Source organism: Roseovarius sp. B-10 (assembly GCF_056859295.1).
The window spans coordinates 22,097-41,346 of the sequence record NZ_JBSXOE010000033.1; the positions used below are offsets into that span (position 1 = coordinate 22,097).

Below are 19,250 nucleotides of genomic sequence, written 5' to 3' on the forward strand. Positions count from 1 at the left end.
GGATTGTCCTCGCGATTGCGCGTGTCACTGTTCCCCAGTGTCGAATGCCGCCCGCGCAAGGTCAAATACCTTTCGCATCACGGTGGGCAGCTCCGAGGGGCGAAACGCCGCAGGCGGCAGGAAATCTCCGCGCTCAGGCGCAGCCTCGTGCCCCACTTCGGCGACATGCACACGCAGCCGCAGATGGAAATGGGTAAAGGTGTGCCGCGCCTCGACACCAATGTCGCGCCAATACGCAGCGACCGGCGGGGCGGGGACGGGATCCATACCCCAGTCGCTGCCCGGCCAACCCAGCATCCCGCCCAGCAGACCACTTTCCGCCCGCCGCTCCAGCAACCACGCGCCATCGCTGCGCCGCGCGACATAGGCATGGCCCAACCGCAGCGGCTTGGCCTTCTTCGGGGCCTTCGCGGGCAGATCGGCGGCCACGCCGGTCGCGCGGCCCGCGCATGCCGCCATCCACGGGCAGACCCCGCAGGCGGGCGCGCGCGGCGTGCAGACCGTCGCGCCCAGATCCATCACCGCCTGCGCATAGTCGCCGGGCCGGTCCGCCGGTGTGAGCCGCGCAGCCGCGGCGCGAATCACCGGCTTGGCGGCGGGCAGCGGCGTGCGGATATCCCACAGCCGCGCCATCACCCGCTCGACATTGCCATCCACCACCACCTCTGCCCGATCAAAGGCAATGGCCGCGATTGCAGCGGCGGTGTAAGGGCCGATGCCGGGCAGCTTCATCAGACCCTCTCGATTGTCGGGAAAGCGCCCGCCGTGATCGGCCACCACCGCGCGCGCGCATTTCAACAGGTTGCGCGCTCGGGCGTAATAGCCCAGCCCCGCCCATTCCCCCATCACCTGCGCGTCGTCTGCCGCTGCCAGATCGGCAACGGTGGGCCACAACGCAGTGAACCGCTCGAAATAGTCGCGCACGACGGCCACCGTGGTCTGTTGCAGCATCACCTCCGACAGCCACACGCGGTAAGGGTCGGGCCAAAGTCCGACCGCCCGGTCGCGCGGCCCCACGCGCCATGGCAGGTCGCGGGCATGGGTGTCATACCACGCCAGCAGGGCATCCGGATCGGCATATTCACGCACGGTTTATCCCCTCGCCTGCAATCGGGTCTGGTATCCCTTGTTACATGACATAGATTAGGGCCACGAGGGAGGGTGCCAAGCATGGCCGCAGCCGCGCGCGGATCACGAGGCTTCAAACGCACCTCGGCGCTGTTGCAGCCGAGCATCCGCCGCGTCTCGGAACAGCGCGGCTTTGCGCAGTCGCGCCTGCTCACCCACTGGCCAGAGATCGCCGGCGACACGATCGCCGCCATCGCCCGCCCCGTCGAGGTGTCCTATGCCCGGCAGGGGATGGGGGCCACGCTCACCATCCTCACCACAGGCGCACAGGCCCCCATGCTCGAGATGCAGAAGGAAGCGCTGCGCGAACGGATCAACGCGGTCTATGGCTACAACGCCATCTCGCGCATACGCCTGACGCAGACATCGCCCACCGGCTTTGCCGAGGGACAGGCGGATTTTACGCATCGCGAGCCGACCCGCGCGCCCGCCGACCCTCCGCCCGAGGTGGCGGCCCGGGCGCACGACATGACCGCCCCGGTGGCCGACAAGGATCTGCGCGCCGCGCTGGAACGGCTCGCGCGCAACGTATTGACCAGACCGACACGAACAAAAGGATCATCCGGATGAAACATCTCTTCGCCGCGGGCGTGCTCGCGCTTGCCACCCTGATCTCGCCCGCACAGGCACAGGAGGAAAGCACCACGACCACCGCGCCCGAGATCACCGAAATGGCCCTCGGCCCCGAGGACGCCAGCGTGACGGTGATGGAATACGCCTCCTTCACCTGCCCGCATTGCGCCAATTTCCACAAGGGGCCGTTCAAACAGCTCAAGGCCGACTATATCGACACCGGCAAGGTGCGTTTCGTCTATCGCGACGTGTATTTCGACCGGTTCGGTCTCTGGGCGTCGATGGTCGCACGCTGCGGCGGCGAGGAGAAATTCTTCGGCATCGCCGACGTGCTCTACGAGCAGCAGCGCGAATGGACGCAAGGCGACCCGGCCACCATCGCCGACAACCTGCGCCGCATCGGCAAGGTGGCGGGGATCGCACCCGACGCGGTCGAGACCTGCCTCAACGACCGCGACAAGGCGCAGGCGCTGGTCGGCTGGTACCAGGAAAACGCCGAGGCGCATGAGGTGAATTCCACCCCGACGCTCATCATCGACGGGCAGAAATACTCCAACATGCCCTATGACGAGCTCAAGGCCATCATCGACGAGAAGCTGGCGGCCGGATAAGCGCTGGCATGGGCGGCGCGGCGCCTCAGCGTGCCGCGCCGCCGATCCCGCACCGGTCCAGCGCCGCGTCGAACGGCCCCCAATCCGCCACATCGAGCCGCACCGGCACCACCATCACCTGCCGCCGCAGATCGGCAGGCAGACGGACCGCGTCCTTTTCCGTGGTCACGGGCTGCGCGCCGCTCTGCGCCGCCTCGCGCAGCAACCGCGCCATCAGCGCCCGCGTCAGCGGCTGATGATCGGACAGCGCCACCTCGCGCACCGTCTCGGCCCCAAGCGCGCGCAGCGTCGCAAAGAACTTGGCCGGATGACCGATCCCCGCAAAGGCCAATACCCGCGCACCGGTCCAGTCCATACCAGTCTGCAACGGCGCCAGCCGCGCGCGGATGTGCGGCGCGGTGACGGCGCCTGTCCATCGGTTGGCAAATACCTCCTGCGCCGCCGCATCCCCGACCGACAGGACCAGGTCGGCCCGCGCCATGCCCGCCGCCACCGGCTCGCGCAACGGCCCGGCGGGCAGGCAGCGCCCATTGCCGAACCCGCGCGCGGCATCCACTACGAGGATCGAGATGTCCTTGGCAAGCGCTGGATCCTGGAACCCATCATCCATCACGATGCAATCCGCCTGCCCCCCCGCACAGATCGCACGGGCGCCGGCCACGCGATCTCGCGCCACCCACGTAGGCGCGAAGTCCGCCGCCAGCAGCGGCTCGTCGCCCACGTCCCCGGCGTTGTGCGTTTTCGGATCGACACGCACCGGCCCGGCCAGCCGCCCGCCATGCCCGCGCGACAGGATCGCCGGGGCGAGGCCCCGGTCACGCAGCCGCATCACCACCGCCTGCACCGTCGGCGTCTTGCCGGTGCCGCCCGCGTTGATGTTGCCCACGCAGATCACCGGCACCGGCGCCTGCCAGCCGCCGCCCCGCGCCAGCCGTCGCGCCGTCGCACGGGCATAAAGAGCGCCCAGCGGTGCCAGAAGCCGCGCGCGCAGGCCGGGCCGGTCGGGCGGCGCGTCCCAGAACGCGGGGGGCTTCATGTTTCCGCCGCCGCGCGCCGGTCGAGCGTGTCGAGCACCATCTCCACCACCCGGTCCGTCACCTCGGCCCCGCGAGAGGCCACCTCCCACGCCGCATGCGCCATGGTCGCCGCACGATCCGGTGGCAGCAGTGCCTGCACCGCTACGGCAAGCGTGTCGGTGCCCCGAACGATCCGTGCGGCCCCGGCCTCGGCATAGCGCGAATAGCGGTGCAGATAGCGCGCCACATTCGGCCCGTAGAGAATAGCCGAGCCATGCGCGGCGGGTTCGTCGGGATCGCGCCCGTGATGACCGGAGACAAGCGACGAGCCCATGAAACAGATCGGTGCCAGCCGGTACCACAGCCCCATCTCGCCGCTTGTGTCGGCGAGGATCACCTGCGTCGTCTCGTCGGGCAGCGCACCTTCGGACCAGGTGATGTATCGCCACCCCTGCGCCGCGATTCGTTCCGCGATCCCGGCGCTCTGCTCGGGGTCGTCGGGCACCACGATCAGCACACAGCGATGCGCCGCGCGACTCGCCTCGCGATGTGCGCCCAGCACGGTTTCGATCTCGTCTGGCTGCACCATTGCCGCGAGCCACACGGGCCGCGTGCGCATGAGCCGCGCGAGGGTCTCGTGATCGTCCTCGCGATAGGGCAGCGCCAGCGCTTCCTCCTGAAGCACGCCGGTCACGTGTACGCGGGCCGGGTCCGCACCCATCCGCCGCGCCTGACGCGCCGCCGCCTCGTCGCGCGCGTGTATCTCGGTGAATTCGGCCAGCACCGCGCGCGGCAGGTCGCGCAGCCAGGGCCAGCGCGACCGCTCCAGCAGCGCCTCCTCGGCATCCACGAGGCACAGCGGCACGCCCTCGCGCGCAGCGCAGATCAGCAGCGCCGGTCGCAAGTCGCCGCCGCTCCACAGGCACAGGTCGGGCCGCCAATGGTTGAGGAAGACCTCCGCCGCCGGGATGGTATCGGGCGGAAGCGGCTGGCGGATGGCCGGGCCGCGCAGCCCGCGCCCCTCCGGATCCGTCCCCGCCCCGTCGACGGGCACAGTCATCACCATCGAGATGTCCGGCCGGTGCTGCGCCAGTTGCCGCGCCAGCCCCGCAAGCGCGCGCGCGCGCCCGACGTCCACCGCATGGGCCCAGACCACACGACCACCGGGCCGGGGGCTGTCGGGCACGGCACCTGCCTGTCCACCGCGCCGCGCGAGCGCGAGATAGGCCGCAAGGCCCAGCGAACGCCTCATGGCCGCCTAGCCAAGCTCTTCGGTGGACGAGGCTTCGCGCTCTTCGTCGCGCAGCCGGTGAAGATGGGCAATAAAATAGCGCGTGTGCGCGTTGTCCACCGTGCGCTGCGCCTCGGCCTTCCAGGCGTCGTGAGCGCTCGCGTAATCGGGGAAAATTCCCACGATGTGCAGGTCGTTCACATCGCGGAATTCGGTGCGCGACGGATCGACCAGCTCGCCGCCGAAGACAAGGTGAAGACGTTGGGGCATGGTGGGATCCTCGCTGTTGCAGGCACGCGCGCACCCTATCCCTTTCACCCGCGGAATCAAGCCGCGCCCGCGCGCGCTTGACGGGACCGCCCGCCCGGGGCAAGCCTGTCGCAGCAGCCGGAGCCGCCGATGACCAAGCCCTTTCTCGTCCTGCAATTGCGCCCCGAGACCGAAGCCGCCGACGACGAATTCGCCGCCATCCTGCGCAAGGGCGGGTTGGCAAACGATCGCGTGCGCCGCATCCGCCTCGATCAGCAATCGCTGCCCGCCGACCTGCGGCTTGCCGACCATGCCGGGGTGATCGTCGGCGGCGGCCCCGGCTGCGTGAGCGACGCGCCCGACGAGAAATCCCCCGTCGAGGCGCGCATCGAGGATCAGGTGCTGTCGCTCATGCCCGCGATCACCGGGGGCGACCTGCCGTTTCTCGGCTGTTGCTACGGCATCGGCATCCTCGGCAAGCACCTGCGCGCCGACGTGAGCAAACGCGCACATGGCGAGCCGGTTGGCACCGCCGAATGCGCCCTCACAGACGAGGGCGCCGACGACCCGCTACTGGCCGGTCTGCCCGACCGCTTCAGCGCCTTTGTCGGTCACAAGGAGGCGCTGCAGGAGCTGCCCTCGGGCTGCACTCATCTCGTCGCCTCGCCCACCTGCCCATTCCAGATGGTGCGTTACGGGCGCAACGTCTATGCCACGCAGTTTCACCCCGAGGCCGACGCCGCCGGCTTCGAAACGCGCATCCGCATCTACCGACACAAAGGCTATTTCGCCCCCGAGACAGCGGATGACCTCATCGCCATGTGCCGCGCCGCGGATGTCCACGCGCCCGAGCGCATCCTGCGCCGCTTCGTCGCCCGCTACGGGGACTGATCCCCGCGCCGGAACACCGCCATCTGACTCGCACCGCCCAGGTCGGGATGGGCGCCGCATATATCGCGAAACGTCACCGTATAGCCATTGCGCACCGCCACCCCCCGCCCCCAGCGGGCAAAGCGCGCCCGGTCCCATTCGAAATGGTGATCGGGGTGGCGAAAGCGGTGCGGTGGCACACCGAGGACGGGGTTGTACTCGGCATTGGGCGTGGTCACGATCACGTGGCCAGGCCGCATCCCGCCAAACAGCGCACGCTCCAGCCGGTTGATATCGGCTTGCGGCAGGTGCTCGATCACCTCGACGAGGCAGGCACAGTCATAGCCAGCCAGGTTTGGATGGAACCGTGTGAGCGAGGCACACGCCAGCTGTACCCGCGCGCCCCCCGCAGGCAACCCGGCCAGCCGCGTTTGCGCACGCCGGACGCGTTCGGCGTCGATCTCGATCCCGGTGACCCGCCCGATCCCCGCCACGCCCGCCAGCCGCAGCACCAGATCGCCATCGCCACAGCCCAGGTCGAGCACGGTGCGCGCACCGGTCTCCGCTACCGCCGCGACAACCGTCGACAGCCGTTCCTCGTGCAGGATCGTGGTCATGGGTCCGGCACCCGCAAGAGCGCCACGTCCTTGCACGGCACCTCGCACAACCAGCCACGCGCGGCGGCGAGGATGGCAAAGGTTTCGGCGCGATAGAACACGACATGGGTGGGGTCCTTGCGGTAATGCCAGCCGGCGAACCGCGCGTCGTCGGTCTGGAAGCAGGTCATCACCGCCAGCCAACCACCCGGACGCAGCATCGCACCCAGCCGATCGAATTCCTCCGCAGGGCGGTGGAAATGCTCGGCCACCTCGGTGCAGGTGATGAAATCATAGGAATCGGCCAGCGGCGCGGGATCGGGGGCATAGAGGGGATCAAAGAGCGCCATAGCGTGCCCCGCCTCGCGCAGCATAGCGGCCAGCGCCGGGCCTGGGCCGCAGCCGTAATCGAGCCCCCGCGCGCCGGGCGCGAGCCGCGCAAGAAGCGGCGCCGCAAGCCGGTCGAGGAACCGGCGGTAGCCCGGATCGTCCACCACGTTCTCGTGCCGGTCATACTCGGCGCGCTCGGCCGCCGCGCCCGGGTAATGGCCGGGGTTCATCCCGCGCGCACCGCAGGCGTCGCAGCGCCAGTATCCCTTGCCGTCGAACAGCCCGAAATCCGCGAGCCTCTCGGCGCGGCAGACTGGGCATCGGGCAGGCACGAGGGATTGCATAACCCCGCTTAGCGGCGCGGCGGCACGCGATCAAGCGGGGCACGGCATGGACAGCCGCACCGCGATTGCCTAAGCCTCCATAGAACCACGCACGGCAAAGAGGCGGCACATGGCGCGGCGCACCCATTTCGAGATCGGCGGCCAGCGGGTCGCACCGGGCACCCGCGCCCGCGTCGACATCCCCGTGAGCCAGCTTTCCAATCACACGCCGGTGCATCTCTCGGTCGAGGTGATCCACGGGCGGCGCAAGGGGCCGGTTCTGTTCGTGTCGGCGGCAATCCACGGCGACGAGGTGATCGGGGTCGAGATCGTGCGCCGCCTGCTGCGCGCCACGCCGCTGCGGTCGATGGCAGGCACGCTGCTGGCGGTGCCGATCGTCAACACCTTCGGATTTCTCAACCATTCACGCTACCTGCCCGACCGGCGCGACCTCAACCGCGTCTTTCCGGGCCTGTCGGCGGGGTCGATGGCCTCGCAACTGGCGCATATCTTCATGGAAGAGGTGGTACGCCGCTCCGACGTCGGGATCGACCTGCACTCGGCGGCGATCCACCGCTCCAACCTGCCGCAGATCCGCCTCACGCCCGATAACGAGCGGCTGGCCGATCTCGGTGCCGCCTTCGGTGCACCGGTGATGATGGAATCCAGCCTGCGCGACGGCTCGTTGCGCATGGCCGCAGAGGAGGCGGGCGTCGACGTCCTGCTCTACGAGGGCGGCGAGGGGTTGCGCTTCGACGAGGCGGCGGCGCGCGCCGGGGTGGCGGGTACGCTGCGGGTAATGCGCCGGCTGGGCATGATCGCGGCCAAGGGCGTGCCGCGGGCCAAGGCACGACCGGTCCGCGCACGCACCTCGTCGTGGTATCGCGCGCCGCGCGGCGGGCTGTTTCGCGGCTTCGTGGGGCTCGGGGATGCGGTCGCGCCGGGCACCGTGCTGGGGGCGGTCGCAAATGCCTTCGGTGATATCGAGAGCGAGATCGTCAGCGACCAGACCGGCATCCTGATCGGACGCACAAACATGCCGGTGGTCTACGAGGGCGACGCGCTCTTTCACGTCGCCGAAACAGCCCGCGCCGCGGCCGCCGCCGAGGGCATCAGCGCCCATCTCGACGTGGGCGCGCTCTTCGATGAGGACGAGATCATCTGATGACCGACGGACGCCGCACCACCGACCTCAACGATGTGGCCTTTGCCGTGATCCGCGCGCGGATGCGGCTGCATTTCCTCTTCACGCCCAAGGGCGACCGGCAAGCGGTCAAGTATTTCGTGATCGGCCACCCGCGCTGCGGCACCACCTCGCTGCACAAGCTGTTCGAGGCCAACGGGTTGCGCAGCTTTCACGATTCCAGGGATTGGCAGACCGGTCGTTTCGACGCGTTCTCTGATTTCGGGCAGGTACGCCCGGTGGCGGCCTACGACCGGACCTATCCCAACGCCTGCTTCATCCTCAATTTCCGGCCCCTGCGCCCCTATCTCGTAAGCATCGCCGCACATCACCAGAAGGTGTTCAGCGTGCAGAATTTCATCAACGAGGCGCACCGCCGCGCCGACTGGTTCGCCTGGGTGCTCACGCATTTCGAAGGGCGGCGTGATTTCATGGCCGTGAATATCGAGACCGAGGGCGCGCTGCCTGCCGTGGCCGACCACTTCGGCCTTACCCGCCCCGAGCCCGAGGGCGGCAGCCGTCACAACATGGGCCAGCGCCCCCGCTTGGCCCAGAACGCCGCCAATATCGAGGCCGCGCTCGACGCTCTGGGCTTGGCCGACGAGGCCGCGCAGGGCGTGCTCGTCTCACGTTTGCACGGGCCGCGGCAGGCCGCGCTCGCCCACGCGCGCGACAGCGTGCGCGTGGTGGAGTGAACGCCCTGCCCGCTTACGTGACCTTTTCAGCGTTGCGTGGCCGCAGGAAGATCGACACCGTCAGCAGGCTGAACACGAACTCGTAGCTCTCCCACTTCGTCATCATCTGCACCGCCACGATCACCACCGTCGCCGCCAGCGCGAGGATCATGTGTCGCGTATCCGCCACCGGGATCGCAAGCCGGTCCGCAAGACGCGCCAGCGCACCCACCCGCGAATAGACCAGTGGCAACACCAGCAGGTAGAGCAGGATCACCAGCGACAAACCGCCGCCGAACAGCGTTTTGACGAGCTTGACATCACCGACCACGAGGTTGTGGATATTGGTCTCACCCTGCGCGTTGTTCTCGCGAAAGAATTCCGTCGCCTCCCAGTCGAACAGCCGGTAACCCCAGGATATCTCTTCTCCCGCGGCAAAGAAGAAGGCGAGCGCGTAAAGAGCCGTCATCGCCACCGCCAGCGCACCGCGCCCGCGCAAGACCCACGCGTTGCGAAGCAGCACCAGCGACGACAGCAGCAGGCACACCGCCGTGCCCCATTCTACCGGGCCGTCCTCGATGGCAAACCCCGTGCGAAACGCATCGTGCAGACCGGTGACGTAATAACCGACGGTAAAGATCAGCGTGGCATAGCCGAGACCAAAGAGCACGACATCGGCATGGCTCAGGTTCGAGCGCTCAGTCAGACGAAACATGGCCGGGGCCTTCCATCAGGGATACGATGACAGGCGGGTATCCCAAGCCGCGCCGCGCATCAAGCGTCGCGCGGCCCGGTCGTCGCGTCCGCGGGCACCGGGTCCGACTTGCGGGCAAAGACATGACCGTTCTGCGGGTAGAGAAAGATCGACAGCGCCACGAGGCTGAAGATGGTTTCGTAGATTTCCCACTTGCGTTGCAGGTCCACGACCGCGATCACCACCGACGCGGCCAGCACCAGCGCCGCGTGGCGACGACACGCCACCGGAACGGCCCAGCGATCCGCCCATGCCGCGATCCGCGTCGAACGGGCATAGAGCAGCGTCAGCCCCACCAGCCAGCCCAACAACACCACCGTAAGCACGTTGCCGAACAGCACCTTGACGAGTTTGACGTCCCCCACCTTTAGGTTGTGCAGGTTGGTCTCGGCACGGTGGCTGTTGTCCGTAATGATCTCGGGCGCCTGCCAGCCGAAAATCCGCTGCCCCCAGGAAATCTCCTCGCCCGCGGCAAAGAAGAACAAGGCCGCACCAACCGCCATCGTCACCACCGCCCGCCGCTCGCCCGCCCCGGCAAAGCGCAGCGCATGCCGCGCCAGCACGGTGAAGGAGAGAAACAGCAGCACCACCGTGGTCCATTCCGCCGGCCCATCCTCGGCGGCATAGACGGTGTGAAAGACATCCGCCTGAACGAAGTGAAAGACGATCAACGCGAGGATATTGGCGACGACGAGCGCCAGCAAAACTTGGTCGAGAACGGGCAATCTGGTCATGTCATGTCTCTTTTCAAGGGGGTGTCAGCCACGTTCAGCGAAACGTCTCGGGGTTTTGCGGGCGCAGAAAGATCGACGCGGCGATGAGCGCAAAGACCAACTCGTACACCTCCCAGTTGCGGGGCAGGTCGATGACGTAGAACATCACCAGCGATCCGATGAGCGCGAGCGCGGCATGATGGAGCCGCGGCACGGGGATGACCATGCGCCCTGCCAGCCCCCGGATGAGCGGCCAGCGCGAATAAAGCGGCGGCAACACCAGCAGGTAGAGCAGCAGAATCGCCGTCAGCGTGCTGCCGAAGATCACCTTGTTGAGGTTGTACGCGCCGATCTTCATGTTGTGGATGTTGGTCTCGGCCCGCTCGCTGCGCTCGGTAAAGAACTCGCCCGCTTCCCACCCGAAAACCCGCTGGCCCCAGGAGATTTCCTCGCCCGCCGCGAAGAGAAAGAGAAACGCGTAGAGCCCCATCAGCAGCGCCGCGCTGGTCCCCCGCCGCGCCCAGAGGCGGCCCGCCTTGCGCAAGAGCAGCGCGCAGCCGAGGGAAAGAAAGACAAAGGTGCCCCATTCCACCGGCCCATCCTCGGCGGCGAACCAGTACTTGAATGTCTCGTGATCGGTGGCGTGATAGTAGATCGTTATCAGCAGGACCAGAACGACAAGCCCCAAGAGGACACGTTCGACCGCGACGGCAAAGCCCGGCTGAGACCGATCGGAGACAGGGAAGACGGACATGGGAATGCCGGATTTCGTGAAACTGTTACGCGCTGTTCATGTATACGACATAAAAGCGTCACGTTCCAGCGACGCCACTATCCGAACGCGAACGGGCGCGCCCAAATGGACGCGCCCGCCAGGCTTGCCTCGCTCTTAGGTCAGCCCTTCTTCAGCACCCGTTGTCCCAGCGTCTCGGCGATCTGCACGGCGTTGAGCGCGGCGCCCTTGCGCAGGTTGTCGCTGACGCACCACAGGTTGATGCCGTTGTCGATGGTGGGGTCCTGCCGGATGCGGCTGATAAAGGTGGCGTAATCTCCAACGCATTCGATCGGCGTGACGTAGCCACCATCCTCGCGCTTATCGATCACCATGATCCCCGGCGCCTCGCGCAGGATATCGCGCGCCTCGGCCTCGTCGAGATGATCCTCGAACTCGATATTGATCGCCTCGGCGTGACCGACGAACACCGGCACCCGCACGCAGGTTGCGGTGACCTTGATCTTCGGATCGACGATCTTCTTGGTCTCGGCGACCATCTTCCACTCTTCCTTGGTCTGGCCGTCCTCGAGGAACACGTCGATATGGGGAATGACGTTAAAGGCGATCTGCTTGGGATAGACCTTGGCCTCGTAATCATCCGTCGGGTTGTAGACCGCCTTGGTCTGGTCCCACAGCTCGTCGATGCCGTCCTTGCCCGAGCCGGAAACCGACTGGTACGTCGAGACAACGACGCGCTTGATCCGCGCACGATCGTGCAGCGGCTTCAGCGCCACCACCATCTGCGCGGTCGAGCAGTTGGGGTTGGCGATAATGTTCTTCTTGGCATAACCCTCGACCGCCTCGGGGTTCACTTCCGGAACCACCAGCGGCACGTCCGGGTCGTAGCGATAGAGCGACGAGTTGTCGATCACGATGCAGCCAGACTTGGCCGCCTTGGGCGCGTGGACCTTCGTCGCGTCCGAGCCGATGGCGAACAGCGCGATATCCCAGCCGGTGAAATCAAAGGCGTCGAGGTCCTGCGTCTTCAGAGTTCGGTCGCCAAAGCTCACCTCGGTGCCGAGCGACCGGCGCGAGGCGAGCGCGGCGATCTCGTCCACCGGAAACTCGCGTTCGGCGAGGATGTTGAGCATTTCGCGGCCCACGTTGCCCGTGGCGCCGACGACGGCGATTCTGTAACCCATGTTTATCAAGCCTCCTGAGCGGGGTTGCGGGGCGGGTCATACAGGCAATGGCGGGCGGATAAAAGCGGTTTGCTCAGCCCATGCTGTCGCGGCTGAAGAGATAGCTCACCAGCCCCAGCGCCAGCGCCCCGGCAAACAGCCCGAAGATCGCCACGTGACCGGCCAGCGCCCCTTGCGCCGCCATGCTAGCATGGAGCGGCCCGGTGATAAATTGCGCCACACCGACCCCGCCGATGCCAAAGAGATTGAGCAGCGTCACCCCCCGCCCCGCCAGGTGCGCCGGGATGAACGCCCGCCCGTGCGCCACGATCACCGGAAAGGACGCCCCGGCAAAGCCGATCACCGCCAATAACGCCACCGACAGCCCAAGGCTTCGGTCGGGCCACAGGATCAGCGCCACCAGCGCCAGCGCCGCCAGCAGGTTGCCGCCGAAGATCACCCATTTTCGGCTGCCCACCAGCCGGTCGAGCGGGCCATAGGTCAGCGTCCCGGCGATCATCGCCACGCCCATCACCAGCGTCGCCTGCCCCACCGCGCCGGTATCGAGCGCGAACACGTCGCGCAGGTAGGGCCCCGCCCACAGCCCGCGCAGCGCCGCCGAGGGGGCGTAGGCCACGAACATCAGCGGCAGGATCGCCCAGAGCGCGGGCATCCGCAAAAGGTCGAGTACCGAGCCGCGCGCCTCGCCCGTGACCGCCTCGGGGTCGCGCACCAGCGCCGCGATTCCCATCGCCGCCACCGCCGAGATCACCGCCAACCCCCACAGCGCCGCGCGCCAGCCCATCGTTTCGGCGGCCCACGCCATCGGGTACGAGGCCACGAGGTTGCCCACCGAGCCCACGCCCAGCATGAGCGCCGCAAGCGTGGCGAACTTGGCGGGCGGAAACTGCCGCGCAAAGATGTAGTAGGACGCCATCAGCACCGGCGCGCAGCCCACCCCGATCAGCGCCATCGCGATACTCACATGCACCGGCTCCGTGGCCACGGCAAAGAGGGCCGCGCCCCCGCCCCCGCCGACCAGCAACAGCACGGCGGCGGTGCGCCGCGGTCCCACGCGGTCCAGCGCCCAGCCGACAGGCAGCTGCATCACGGCAAAAACGAGGAACCACAGCCCCGAGGCAAACGCCAGGTCGTCGGGTGTCGCGCCCAGATCACGCTCCAGCGGGCCGCTCAGAACGGCGAGAAAGGCGCGAAAGAACTGGCTCAGCACATAGGCGAGGCACAGCAGGATCAGTCCGGCGCGCATCCCCCTCAGCCCAGCCCGCGCGCGATGAGCCGATCGACATGCGCCGCGGCGCTCTCGGCCAGCGCGTCGAGGTCGTAGCCGCCCTCCAGGCAGCTTACCAGCCGCCCGCCGCACAACGTGTCGGCGAGATCGCACAGCCGGTCGGTGATCCAGGCAAAATCCTCGGTCTCCAGCCGCAAATCGGCCAGCGGGTCGTCGGCGTGCGCGTCGAACCCGGCCGAGACGAGGATCAACTCCGGCGCGAACGCCTCGATCCGGGGAAAAACCTTGTCCTCGTAGAGCCGCCGGAACTCCTCCGAGCCGGTGCCCGGTGCGATGGGCAGGTTCATCACCGTGTCATGCGGCCCGGTCTCGTCCGCCGTGCCGGTCCCGGGCCAGAGCGGGAACTGGTGCGACGAGATGAACAGCGCCCGTGCCTCGTCCTCCAGCAGGTCCTGCGTGCCGTTGCCATGATGCACGTCGAAATCCACCACCGCCACCCGTGCCAGCCCGTGATGGTCGAGCGCGTGTTTCGCCGCCACCGCCACGTTGCCAAAGAGGCAGAACCCCATCGGCGTCTCGCGCTCGGCATGGTGGCCGGGCGGGCGCGTGGCGACAAAGGCGTTGCCGGCCTCGCCCGCAAGCACCAGATCGACCGCCCGCACCGCGCCCCCGGCAGCGCGATGTGCGGCGGCGAGGCTGCCGGGCGACATCCAGGTATCGGCGTCGAGCTGCGCGATCCCCTCGGCTGGAGCGGCGGCGCGGATGCTGTCCACATAACTCTTGGGATGCACCCGCAGCAGGTCATCCTCGGCCACCAGCGGCGCGGTCACGCGGACCACCGCCTTGCCTTCCAGCGCCGCCAGCACCCGTACCAGCCGCGCCACCTGCTCGGGATGGCCCTGCGGCGTCTCGTGGTGCAGGCAATCGGGATGGGTGATCAGGGCTGTGGTCATGGCGCTCCTCCGTATCCGGCAGGAAAAGACCCGGATTCCCGGCTCTTGTCCAGTGCTGGCTTGTGGCGATGCGGGCCGCGTGCCACTCTCTGCGGATGGAAGGCGACGCCGTCACCCTCACTCAGGACATCGCGCTCGGGCTCTGGGCGCAGGCAGAACTGTTCCTGCGCGGGCTTCTGCGTCCGTGGAACGCCTACCAGGTCGGTATCGCCGTGGTCCTCTTCGCCGCCGCGCATCTTGCCAACCGCCTGCTCGGCCCGGTTTGTCACGACTGGATGCGGCGGCGCGAGGGCTGGCCAAAATGGCGGATGCGGCTGCTGGTGATGCTGCACCGGCGGCTTCGGCTCATCTTCTTCGTCATGCTCATGTGGCCCACAGTATGGATCCTGCGCGCCACCACCTGGCCCAGCCGATCCTACATGCTCTCTATCTTCGCCGAACTTGCACTGGCCTGGCTCACGATCACCATCCTGACCCGGCTCATCGCCAACGGCTTCCTGCGGGCTCTGGTGCGCTATGCCGGGTGGACATGGGCAACGCTCATCATCCTGAACCTCACCGACGAGGCACAGACGCTGCTCGACGGCTTGGCCTTCGAGCTTGGCGAGACGCGGCTCTCGGTGTGGCTCCTCGTGCAGGCAGTGATCGTCATCGGCGTGCTGTTCGCGCTGGCGCGCTTCATCTCGACGGCGAGCGCCGCGCAGGTGCGCAAGAACCAGGACATCTCGCCCTCGATGCAGGTGCTTGTGGTCAAGTTCCTGCAAGTGCTGCTTTACGGCGCGGCGTTCTTCATCGGGCTGCGCACGGTCGGGGTCGACCTGACCGGGCTCGCGGTGCTGTCGGGCGCGATCGGCGTGGGGCTCGGCTTCGGCCTGCAAAAGGTGGTGTCCAACCTCGTATCGGGCGTCATCATCCTGCTCGACAAGTCGATCAAGCCCGGCGATGTCATCAGCCTCGGCGAGACCTTCGGCTGGATCAATAGCTTGGGCGCGCGCTACGTCTCGATCACCACGCGCGACGGGCGGGAATACCTCATCCCCAACGAGGACCTGATCACCGGACAGGTGGTCAACTGGTCGCATTCCGACGAATTCGTGCGGCTCGACATCCATTTCGGCACCGCCTACGGCGACGATCCGCACAAGGTGCGCAAGATCGCCACGGAGGCCGCCAGCGGCGTGAACCGCGTTCTCGACACCCCGGCGACGGTGTGTCACATCACCGGCTTCGGCGAAAGCAGCGTGGATTACATCCTGCGTTTCTGGATTCGCGATCCCACGCAGGGCCTCACCAACATCCGCGGCAATGTCTATCTGGCCCTGTGGGACGCGTTCCAGGAGCACGGTATCTCCATCCCCTTCCCCCAGCGCGAGGTGCGGATGCTCGAGGACGGGCCACGGGGTGGGTAAATTTCACGCACGTTCCCGCGCGATTGCCCCGCTCGCCTGCGCGCTTCATTGAAAAGTCGCACTTCTCTTGCTACCTTGATCCCATGTCCGGCACCGGGGCGTAGCGGTGCGTAGCCAAGGAGGACGATGTCCTGTCTCTCATGTCTCACGCGGCCCCTGCCGCTGATTCCCCGGCGGCCCATATGACCCCGCCGCATCAGGCCGATAGCGAAACGCAGCTGGCCGCCATTCTCAAGTCCCTCGACGATGACAAGGCCGAAGACGTCGTGCAGATTGATCTGCGCGGCAAGACGGCAATCGGCGATTACATGGTGATTGCCTCGGGCCGCTCCTCGCGCCAGGTCTCGGCGATCTCGGAAAAGCTGGTCGACCGGCTCAAGCGCGAGCACGGCGTGCCGGCCCGCACCGAGGGGCGCGAAACCGGCGACTGGGTGCTGATCGACACCGGCGACGTGATCGTGCACGTGTTTCGCCCCGAGGTACGCGAGTTCTACCAGCTCGAAAAGATGTGGCAGCCCGCCGGGCAGGCAGCGGCCAAGAGCTGAATGCGCGTGCATGTCTGCGCGGTGGGCCGGTTGCGCACCGGCCCGGAACGCGCACTGATCGACGATTACACCACCCGCTTCGACCGGACGGGGCGCGGCCTCGGGCTCGGGCCGCTCACGGTCACCGAGGTCGAGGACCGCAAGGGCGGCGGCATCGAAGCCGAGGCCACCCTGCTGGACCGGGCGATCCCCCGCGGCGCCGTGGTGGTGGCCCTTGACGAGCGGGGGCAGGTCATGGGCTCTCCAGAGTTTGCCGACAGGCTCGCCGGGTGGCGCGACAGCGGGCGCGCCGACGTGGCCTTTCTCATTGGCGGGGCCGACGGGCTCGCCCCCGATCTGCGCGCGCGGACCGATCTTGCGCTCTCATTCGGCCGCATGGTCTGGCCGCATATGCTCGCCCGCGTGATGCTCGCCGAACAGCTCTACCGCGCCGCCTCGATCCTCGCGGGCAGCCCGTATCACCGGGCCTGACGACTTGAGAGTTTCCGGGCTTTCAACCCCCGGCGCATCTGACGGGAACAAGCCGGATTGCGCCGCCGCGCGCCGCACCGCATACTGCGCGCAAAGCGGGCGGGAGATCGGGCAATGGAGAACTGGGACGAGGTGCGCACCGCCTTTCACGTGGCGCGGATCGGCACGGTAAGCGGCGCGGCAGAGGTGCTCGGCGTGCACCATGCAACAGTCATCCGCCATATCGACGCGCTCGAAGAGCGGCTCGGCGTGCGGCTGTTTCAGCGGCATGCGCGCGGCTATACCCCCACCGAGGCGGGCGACGACCTGCTGCGCGTGGCGCAGGCGACCGACGATCAGTTTCACCAGCTGGCGGGCCGGATCAAGGGGCGCGGCAACGAGGTGTCGGGCGAGTTGGTCGTGACCTCGATCGGCGGGCTGAGCCACCTGCTCGCGCCGGTACTGGCAGAGTTCCAGCAGGGCTACCCTGATCTCGTGGTGCGATACCTGACCGGCGACCGCCTCTTTCGGCTGGAATACGGCGAGGCGCATGTCGCGGTTCGCGCGGGCAGCGCACCGGATCAACCCGACAACGTGGTACAGCCGTTCTTCCGACAGGATTTCGCGCTCTTTGCCAGCGAGGGCTACGTGGCGCGGCACGGGATGCCGGAGGGCTGCGACGATTTCGTGCGGCACCGTTTCGTCGGACCCGACGACCCCGAGGCGCGAGCGCCGTTTCATCGCTGGCTCAGGCAAACCGTACCCGCTGCCAATATCGTGTTCCGCTCGGGCGACGTACACGCGCAACGCAACGCGATCGTCGCCGGGGCGGGGATCGGCTTTGTCTCGGTATTGCAGGCGGCAGAGGTACCGGAGCTGGTGCGGGTAACGCCACCGCGGCCCGAATGGGCGGCACCGCTGTGGCTCGTGACGCACATGGATCTGCACCGCACCACCAAGGTGCAGACGTTCCTCGCCTTCCTCAAGGAGCGCGCGCGCGGCTGGTAAGCAGCGCAAGCGCCCCGCTCAGAGAAAGCCCGCCGCCTGCAATTCGCGGCGCAGTTGGTAAAGCTCGGGCGGCAGGGCGGAGGTGTCCTCCGTGGCCGCCCGCAGCCGGGCGAGCGCAGCGGTAGTCCATGGCGTGACCCCGGCAAAGCCGGCGACCTGCCGTACGATGGCATCGAACGACGTTTGCCTTGTACGGCGCTGGATGAGGCCCACGCGCGCCTCCGTGTCCATCACGAACGGCGCGAGGTGAAAGGCCGAACCGTCGGGACCGACGATCACCCGCGCGCCGCGGTAGCACGCGATCTGCTCAACGATGCTGTGGCGCTCGGGATGCACGATGCCGTAGCCCCCCCGTGACATCCATTTCTCGATCCGCCGCTCGTGGGGCACCTGCTGTGCAGGATTCTTGAGACGGCGGCGCGAAACATAGAGCCGCTCGGGACCGTCGGGGGCGACGGCGGCACACAGATGGCGGCGCATGTAGGCGCGGGCCTCCGGCGTGCCGTGGCTCCATTCGCGGTGACCAAAGCCCTGCGAGGGCACGAGCGCCACGTCCACACGGGTGGGCCTCTGGATCAGATGCACCGGCAGCCCCTGCCCGAGGATATCGAGCAACGGGCCGAGGCGACGGGCGAGCACGGCGGCGATATCGCGCCCCGCCATCGGGACGAGCGCGATGCCGTCGGGGCGCGGCGCGCCGGGATGGTCGAGCGCCCAAAGACGCGGCAGCGCCTCGAGCAGGAAGTGCCCGAAATGGTGCCGCCCCACCCCTGCATAGAGCCAGCACCCCGGCAAGACATCCGGCATGTCCGCAGGCGCAAGGGGATCGGCGGTGAAACGGCGCGGGCCGATGCGCGTGCGCGCGGCCGGGACCGCGCGGCCTTCGGCGTCGAGCACGCCGCAGGCATGGCCGCGTCCCGGCGCCATCGGCATGAGGATGGCACCGCTCACCGTTTCGATACGCGCCGGGGGCAGTCGGCGGGGATCAGGGGTCATCGCGCAACTCGTCGCGGAGAAACCGCTCGAACGCGTCGAGATGGACCGCCTCGAACTGGCCGAAGCCCTGCATCCAGATCGAGGCGTCGCGCAGTGCATCCGGTTCCAGCTTGCACCACTTGACGCGCCCGCGCCGCTCCTGGCTGATAAGCCCGGCGCGGGTGAGGATCGCGAGATGCTTGGAAATCGCCGCGAGGCTCATCTCGAAGGGCTCGGCCACGTCGGTCACGGCCATGTCGTCCTCGAGCAACATGGCGAGGATCGCGCGGCGCGTGGGATCGGCGAGCGCGGCAAAGACCATGTCGAGGGCGTGGGCCTTGTCCATGCCGGTCTTAAGCCCGAGGGGGCGGCTCGCGTCAACGCTCATCACCGCCCGTTCGGGGCAAAACATGCCGTTTTTCGCAGCATTTTGGCCGGAAAGGGGGTTTGATCTGAGACAAGGCAATGTCAGGCTGAGGCAGTTACGGTCCGCAGACCAAACAGGAAACGCGAA

Annotated in this window: 23 protein-coding genes; 9 read left to right on the forward strand and 14 right to left on the reverse strand. The window is 67.7% G+C overall.

The features are described 5' to 3' along the window. Positions 1–24 precede the first annotated feature (24 nt). Complete coding sequence (locus AC13D8_RS10565) at positions 25–1,089, reverse strand: A/G-specific adenine glycosylase (protein ID WP_482968804.1); 1,065 nt, start codon at positions 1,087–1,089, stop codon at positions 25–27. Positions 1,090–1,170: 81 nt separating this feature from the next. Here AC13D8_RS10565 and AC13D8_RS10570 point away from each other — a divergent pair, with 81 nt between their 5' ends. Continuing rightward, positions 1,171–1,698, forward strand: coding sequence for a DUF721 domain-containing protein (locus AC13D8_RS10570; RefSeq protein WP_482968805.1), 528 nt, complete (start codon positions 1,171–1,173; stop codon positions 1,696–1,698). Next, positions 1,695–2,312, forward strand: coding sequence for a DsbA family protein (locus AC13D8_RS10575; protein WP_482968806.1), 618 nt, complete (start codon positions 1,695–1,697; stop codon positions 2,310–2,312). Before AC13D8_RS10570 ends, AC13D8_RS10575 begins: the two co-directional genes overlap by 4 nt. A 25-nt stretch (positions 2,313–2,337) precedes the next feature. On the opposite strand, the gene lpxK is transcribed toward AC13D8_RS10575, so the two are convergent. Genes lpxK through AC13D8_RS10590 form a run of 3 tightly spaced genes read right to left on the reverse strand, consistent with a single transcriptional unit; the run spans position 2,338 to position 4,829 of the window. Continuing rightward, entirely contained in the window at positions 2,338–3,348 is a 1,011-nt protein-coding gene (gene lpxK, locus AC13D8_RS10580; RefSeq protein ID WP_482968807.1) for a tetraacyldisaccharide 4'-kinase, read from the reverse strand. After that, the gene (locus tag AC13D8_RS10585; protein ID WP_482968808.1) at positions 3,345–4,580 is read right to left on the reverse strand and encodes a 3-deoxy-D-manno-octulosonic acid transferase; all 1,236 of its coding nucleotides are present in this window, start codon (positions 4,578–4,580) and stop codon (positions 3,345–3,347) included. The genes lpxK and AC13D8_RS10585 overlap by 4 nt, the downstream gene beginning before the upstream one ends. Before the next feature lie 6 nt (positions 4,581–4,586). Then, on the reverse strand, positions 4,587–4,829 hold the full coding sequence (locus tag AC13D8_RS10590) for a DUF4170 domain-containing protein (protein WP_104020144.1): 243 nt from the start codon (positions 4,827–4,829) through the stop codon (positions 4,587–4,589). 129 nt (positions 4,830–4,958) lie between these two features. Here AC13D8_RS10590 and AC13D8_RS10595 point away from each other — a divergent pair, with 129 nt between their 5' ends. After that, positions 4,959–5,699: a glutamine amidotransferase gene (locus AC13D8_RS10595; RefSeq protein WP_482968809.1), complete on the forward strand. Its 741-nt coding sequence runs from the start codon at positions 4,959–4,961 to the stop codon at positions 5,697–5,699. Here AC13D8_RS10595 and AC13D8_RS10600 read toward each other — a convergent pair. Continuing rightward, on the reverse strand, positions 5,687–6,295 hold the full coding sequence (locus AC13D8_RS10600) for a methyltransferase domain-containing protein (protein ID WP_482968810.1): 609 nt from the start codon (positions 6,293–6,295) through the stop codon (positions 5,687–5,689). The two genes, AC13D8_RS10595 and AC13D8_RS10600, sit on opposite strands and share 13 nt — an antisense overlap. Beyond that, positions 6,292–6,948: a class I SAM-dependent methyltransferase gene (locus tag AC13D8_RS10605; protein ID WP_482968811.1), complete on the reverse strand. Its 657-nt coding sequence runs from the start codon at positions 6,946–6,948 to the stop codon at positions 6,292–6,294. The genes AC13D8_RS10600 and AC13D8_RS10605 overlap by 4 nt, the downstream gene beginning before the upstream one ends. Before the next feature lie 109 nt (positions 6,949–7,057). Here AC13D8_RS10605 and AC13D8_RS10610 point away from each other — a divergent pair, with 109 nt between their 5' ends. Then, positions 7,058–8,092, forward strand: a complete 1,035-nt coding sequence (locus AC13D8_RS10610) for a succinylglutamate desuccinylase/aspartoacylase family protein (protein WP_129431257.1) — start codon at positions 7,058–7,060, stop codon at positions 8,090–8,092. Further along, positions 8,092–8,805, forward strand: a complete 714-nt coding sequence (locus tag AC13D8_RS10615; RefSeq protein WP_482968812.1) for a hypothetical protein — start codon at positions 8,092–8,094, stop codon at positions 8,803–8,805. The genes AC13D8_RS10610 and AC13D8_RS10615 overlap by 1 nt, the downstream gene beginning before the upstream one ends. Positions 8,806–8,818: 13 nt before the next feature. Here AC13D8_RS10615 and AC13D8_RS10620 read toward each other — a convergent pair whose 3' ends face one another. The 6 genes from AC13D8_RS10620 to AC13D8_RS10645 all read right to left on the reverse strand — a co-directional run bounded on the left by AC13D8_RS10620 (position 8,819) and on the right by AC13D8_RS10645 (position 14,349). Beyond that, positions 8,819–9,499: a hypothetical protein gene (locus AC13D8_RS10620; protein ID WP_482968813.1), complete on the reverse strand. Its 681-nt coding sequence runs from the start codon at positions 9,497–9,499 to the stop codon at positions 8,819–8,821. Between the two features lie 59 nt (positions 9,500–9,558). Further along, the gene (locus AC13D8_RS10625) at positions 9,559–10,272 is read right to left on the reverse strand and encodes a hypothetical protein (RefSeq protein WP_482968814.1); all 714 of its coding nucleotides are present in this window, start codon (positions 10,270–10,272) and stop codon (positions 9,559–9,561) included. Positions 10,273–10,306: 34 nt separating this feature from the next. Beyond that, positions 10,307–11,005 (reverse strand): hypothetical protein, encoded by a 699-nt coding sequence (locus AC13D8_RS10630; RefSeq protein ID WP_482968815.1) that lies wholly within the window; start codon positions 11,003–11,005, stop codon positions 10,307–10,309. A gap of 140 nt (positions 11,006–11,145) precedes the next feature. Beyond that, on the reverse strand, positions 11,146–12,168 hold the full coding sequence (locus AC13D8_RS10635) for an aspartate-semialdehyde dehydrogenase (protein WP_482968816.1): 1,023 nt from the start codon (positions 12,166–12,168) through the stop codon (positions 11,146–11,148). 73 nt (positions 12,169–12,241) lie between these two features. Continuing rightward, positions 12,242–13,414, reverse strand: a complete 1,173-nt coding sequence (locus AC13D8_RS10640; protein WP_482968817.1) for an MFS transporter — start codon at positions 13,412–13,414, stop codon at positions 12,242–12,244. 5 nt (positions 13,415–13,419) lie between these two features. Then, positions 13,420–14,349, reverse strand: coding sequence for a histone deacetylase family protein (locus tag AC13D8_RS10645; protein WP_482968818.1), 930 nt, complete (start codon positions 14,347–14,349; stop codon positions 13,420–13,422). 95 nt (positions 14,350–14,444) lie between these two features. Here AC13D8_RS10645 and AC13D8_RS10650 point away from each other — a divergent pair, with 95 nt between their 5' ends. The 4 genes from AC13D8_RS10650 to AC13D8_RS10665 all read left to right on the forward strand — a co-directional run bounded on the left by AC13D8_RS10650 (position 14,445) and on the right by AC13D8_RS10665 (position 17,761). Next, complete coding sequence (locus AC13D8_RS10650) at positions 14,445–15,758, forward strand: mechanosensitive ion channel family protein (RefSeq protein ID WP_482968819.1); 1,314 nt, start codon at positions 14,445–14,447, stop codon at positions 15,756–15,758. Positions 15,759–15,940: 182 nt separating this feature from the next. Continuing rightward, positions 15,941–16,303, forward strand: coding sequence for a ribosome silencing factor (rsfS, locus tag AC13D8_RS10655; protein ID WP_482968820.1), 363 nt, complete (start codon positions 15,941–15,943; stop codon positions 16,301–16,303). Next, the gene (gene rlmH / locus AC13D8_RS10660) at positions 16,304–16,774 is read left to right on the forward strand and encodes a 23S rRNA (pseudouridine(1915)-N(3))-methyltransferase RlmH (protein WP_482968821.1); all 471 of its coding nucleotides are present in this window, start codon (positions 16,304–16,306) and stop codon (positions 16,772–16,774) included. Between the two features lie 114 nt (positions 16,775–16,888). Beyond that, entirely contained in the window at positions 16,889–17,761 is an 873-nt protein-coding gene (locus AC13D8_RS10665) for a LysR family transcriptional regulator (RefSeq protein WP_482968822.1), read from the forward strand. Between the two features lie 18 nt (positions 17,762–17,779). Here the strand turns inward: AC13D8_RS10665 and AC13D8_RS10670 are convergent, their stop codons facing one another. Together AC13D8_RS10670 and AC13D8_RS10675 are read right to left on the reverse strand one after the other, a co-directional pair. Beyond that, the gene (locus AC13D8_RS10670; protein WP_482968823.1) at positions 17,780–18,757 is read right to left on the reverse strand and encodes a glycosyltransferase family 61 protein; all 978 of its coding nucleotides are present in this window, start codon (positions 18,755–18,757) and stop codon (positions 17,780–17,782) included. Beyond that, entirely contained in the window at positions 18,747–19,082 is a 336-nt protein-coding gene (locus AC13D8_RS10675) for an ArsR/SmtB family transcription factor (protein ID WP_104020191.1), read from the reverse strand. Before AC13D8_RS10675 ends, AC13D8_RS10670 begins: the two co-directional genes overlap by 11 nt. Between the last annotated feature and the right edge of the window lie 168 nt (positions 19,083–19,250).

Bases quoted from the DNA above. Each gene is read 5' to 3' on its own strand.
- AC13D8_RS10570 (WP_482968805.1), top strand. From the start codon at position 1,171: ATGGCCGCAGCCGCGCGCGGATCACGAGGCTTCAAACGCACCTCGGCG.
- AC13D8_RS10575 (WP_482968806.1), top strand. From the start codon at position 1,695: ATGAAACATCTCTTCGCCGCGGGCGTGCTCGCGCTTGCCACCCTGATC.
- lpxK (WP_482968807.1), bottom strand. From the start codon at position 3,348: ATGAAGCCCCCCGCGTTCTGGGACGCGCCGCCCGACCGGCCCGGCCTG.
- AC13D8_RS10585 (WP_482968808.1), bottom strand. From the start codon at position 4,580: ATGAGGCGTTCGCTGGGCCTTGCGGCCTATCTCGCGCTCGCGCGGCGC.
- AC13D8_RS10590 (WP_104020144.1), bottom strand. From the start codon at position 4,829: ATGCCCCAACGTCTTCACCTTGTCTTCGGCGGCGAGCTGGTCGATCCG.
- AC13D8_RS10595 (WP_482968809.1), top strand. From the start codon at position 4,959: ATGACCAAGCCCTTTCTCGTCCTGCAATTGCGCCCCGAGACCGAAGCC.
- AC13D8_RS10600 (WP_482968810.1), bottom strand. From the start codon at position 6,295: ATGACCACGATCCTGCACGAGGAACGGCTGTCGACGGTTGTCGCGGCG.
- AC13D8_RS10605 (WP_482968811.1), bottom strand. From the start codon at position 6,948: ATGCAATCCCTCGTGCCTGCCCGATGCCCAGTCTGCCGCGCCGAGAGG.
- AC13D8_RS10610 (WP_129431257.1), top strand. From the start codon at position 7,058: ATGGCGCGGCGCACCCATTTCGAGATCGGCGGCCAGCGGGTCGCACCG.
- AC13D8_RS10615 (WP_482968812.1), top strand. From the start codon at position 8,092: ATGACCGACGGACGCCGCACCACCGACCTCAACGATGTGGCCTTTGCC.
- AC13D8_RS10620 (WP_482968813.1), bottom strand. From the start codon at position 9,499: ATGTTTCGTCTGACTGAGCGCTCGAACCTGAGCCATGCCGATGTCGTG.
- AC13D8_RS10625 (WP_482968814.1), bottom strand. From the start codon at position 10,272: ATGACCAGATTGCCCGTTCTCGACCAAGTTTTGCTGGCGCTCGTCGTC.
- AC13D8_RS10630 (WP_482968815.1), bottom strand. From the start codon at position 11,005: ATGTCCGTCTTCCCTGTCTCCGATCGGTCTCAGCCGGGCTTTGCCGTC.
- AC13D8_RS10635 (WP_482968816.1), bottom strand. From the start codon at position 12,168: ATGGGTTACAGAATCGCCGTCGTCGGCGCCACGGGCAACGTGGGCCGC.
- AC13D8_RS10640 (WP_482968817.1), bottom strand. From the start codon at position 13,414: ATGCGCGCCGGACTGATCCTGCTGTGCCTCGCCTATGTGCTGAGCCAG.
- AC13D8_RS10645 (WP_482968818.1), bottom strand. From the start codon at position 14,349: ATGACCACAGCCCTGATCACCCATCCCGATTGCCTGCACCACGAGACG.
- AC13D8_RS10650 (WP_482968819.1), top strand. From the start codon at position 14,445: ATGGAAGGCGACGCCGTCACCCTCACTCAGGACATCGCGCTCGGGCTC.
- rsfS (WP_482968820.1), top strand. From the start codon at position 15,941: ATGACCCCGCCGCATCAGGCCGATAGCGAAACGCAGCTGGCCGCCATT.
- rlmH (WP_482968821.1), top strand. From the start codon at position 16,304: ATGCGCGTGCATGTCTGCGCGGTGGGCCGGTTGCGCACCGGCCCGGAA.
- AC13D8_RS10665 (WP_482968822.1), top strand. From the start codon at position 16,889: ATGGAGAACTGGGACGAGGTGCGCACCGCCTTTCACGTGGCGCGGATC.
- AC13D8_RS10670 (WP_482968823.1), bottom strand. From the start codon at position 18,757: ATGACCCCTGATCCCCGCCGACTGCCCCCGGCGCGTATCGAAACGGTG.
- AC13D8_RS10675 (WP_104020191.1), bottom strand. From the start codon at position 19,082: ATGGACAAGGCCCACGCCCTCGACATGGTCTTTGCCGCGCTCGCCGAT.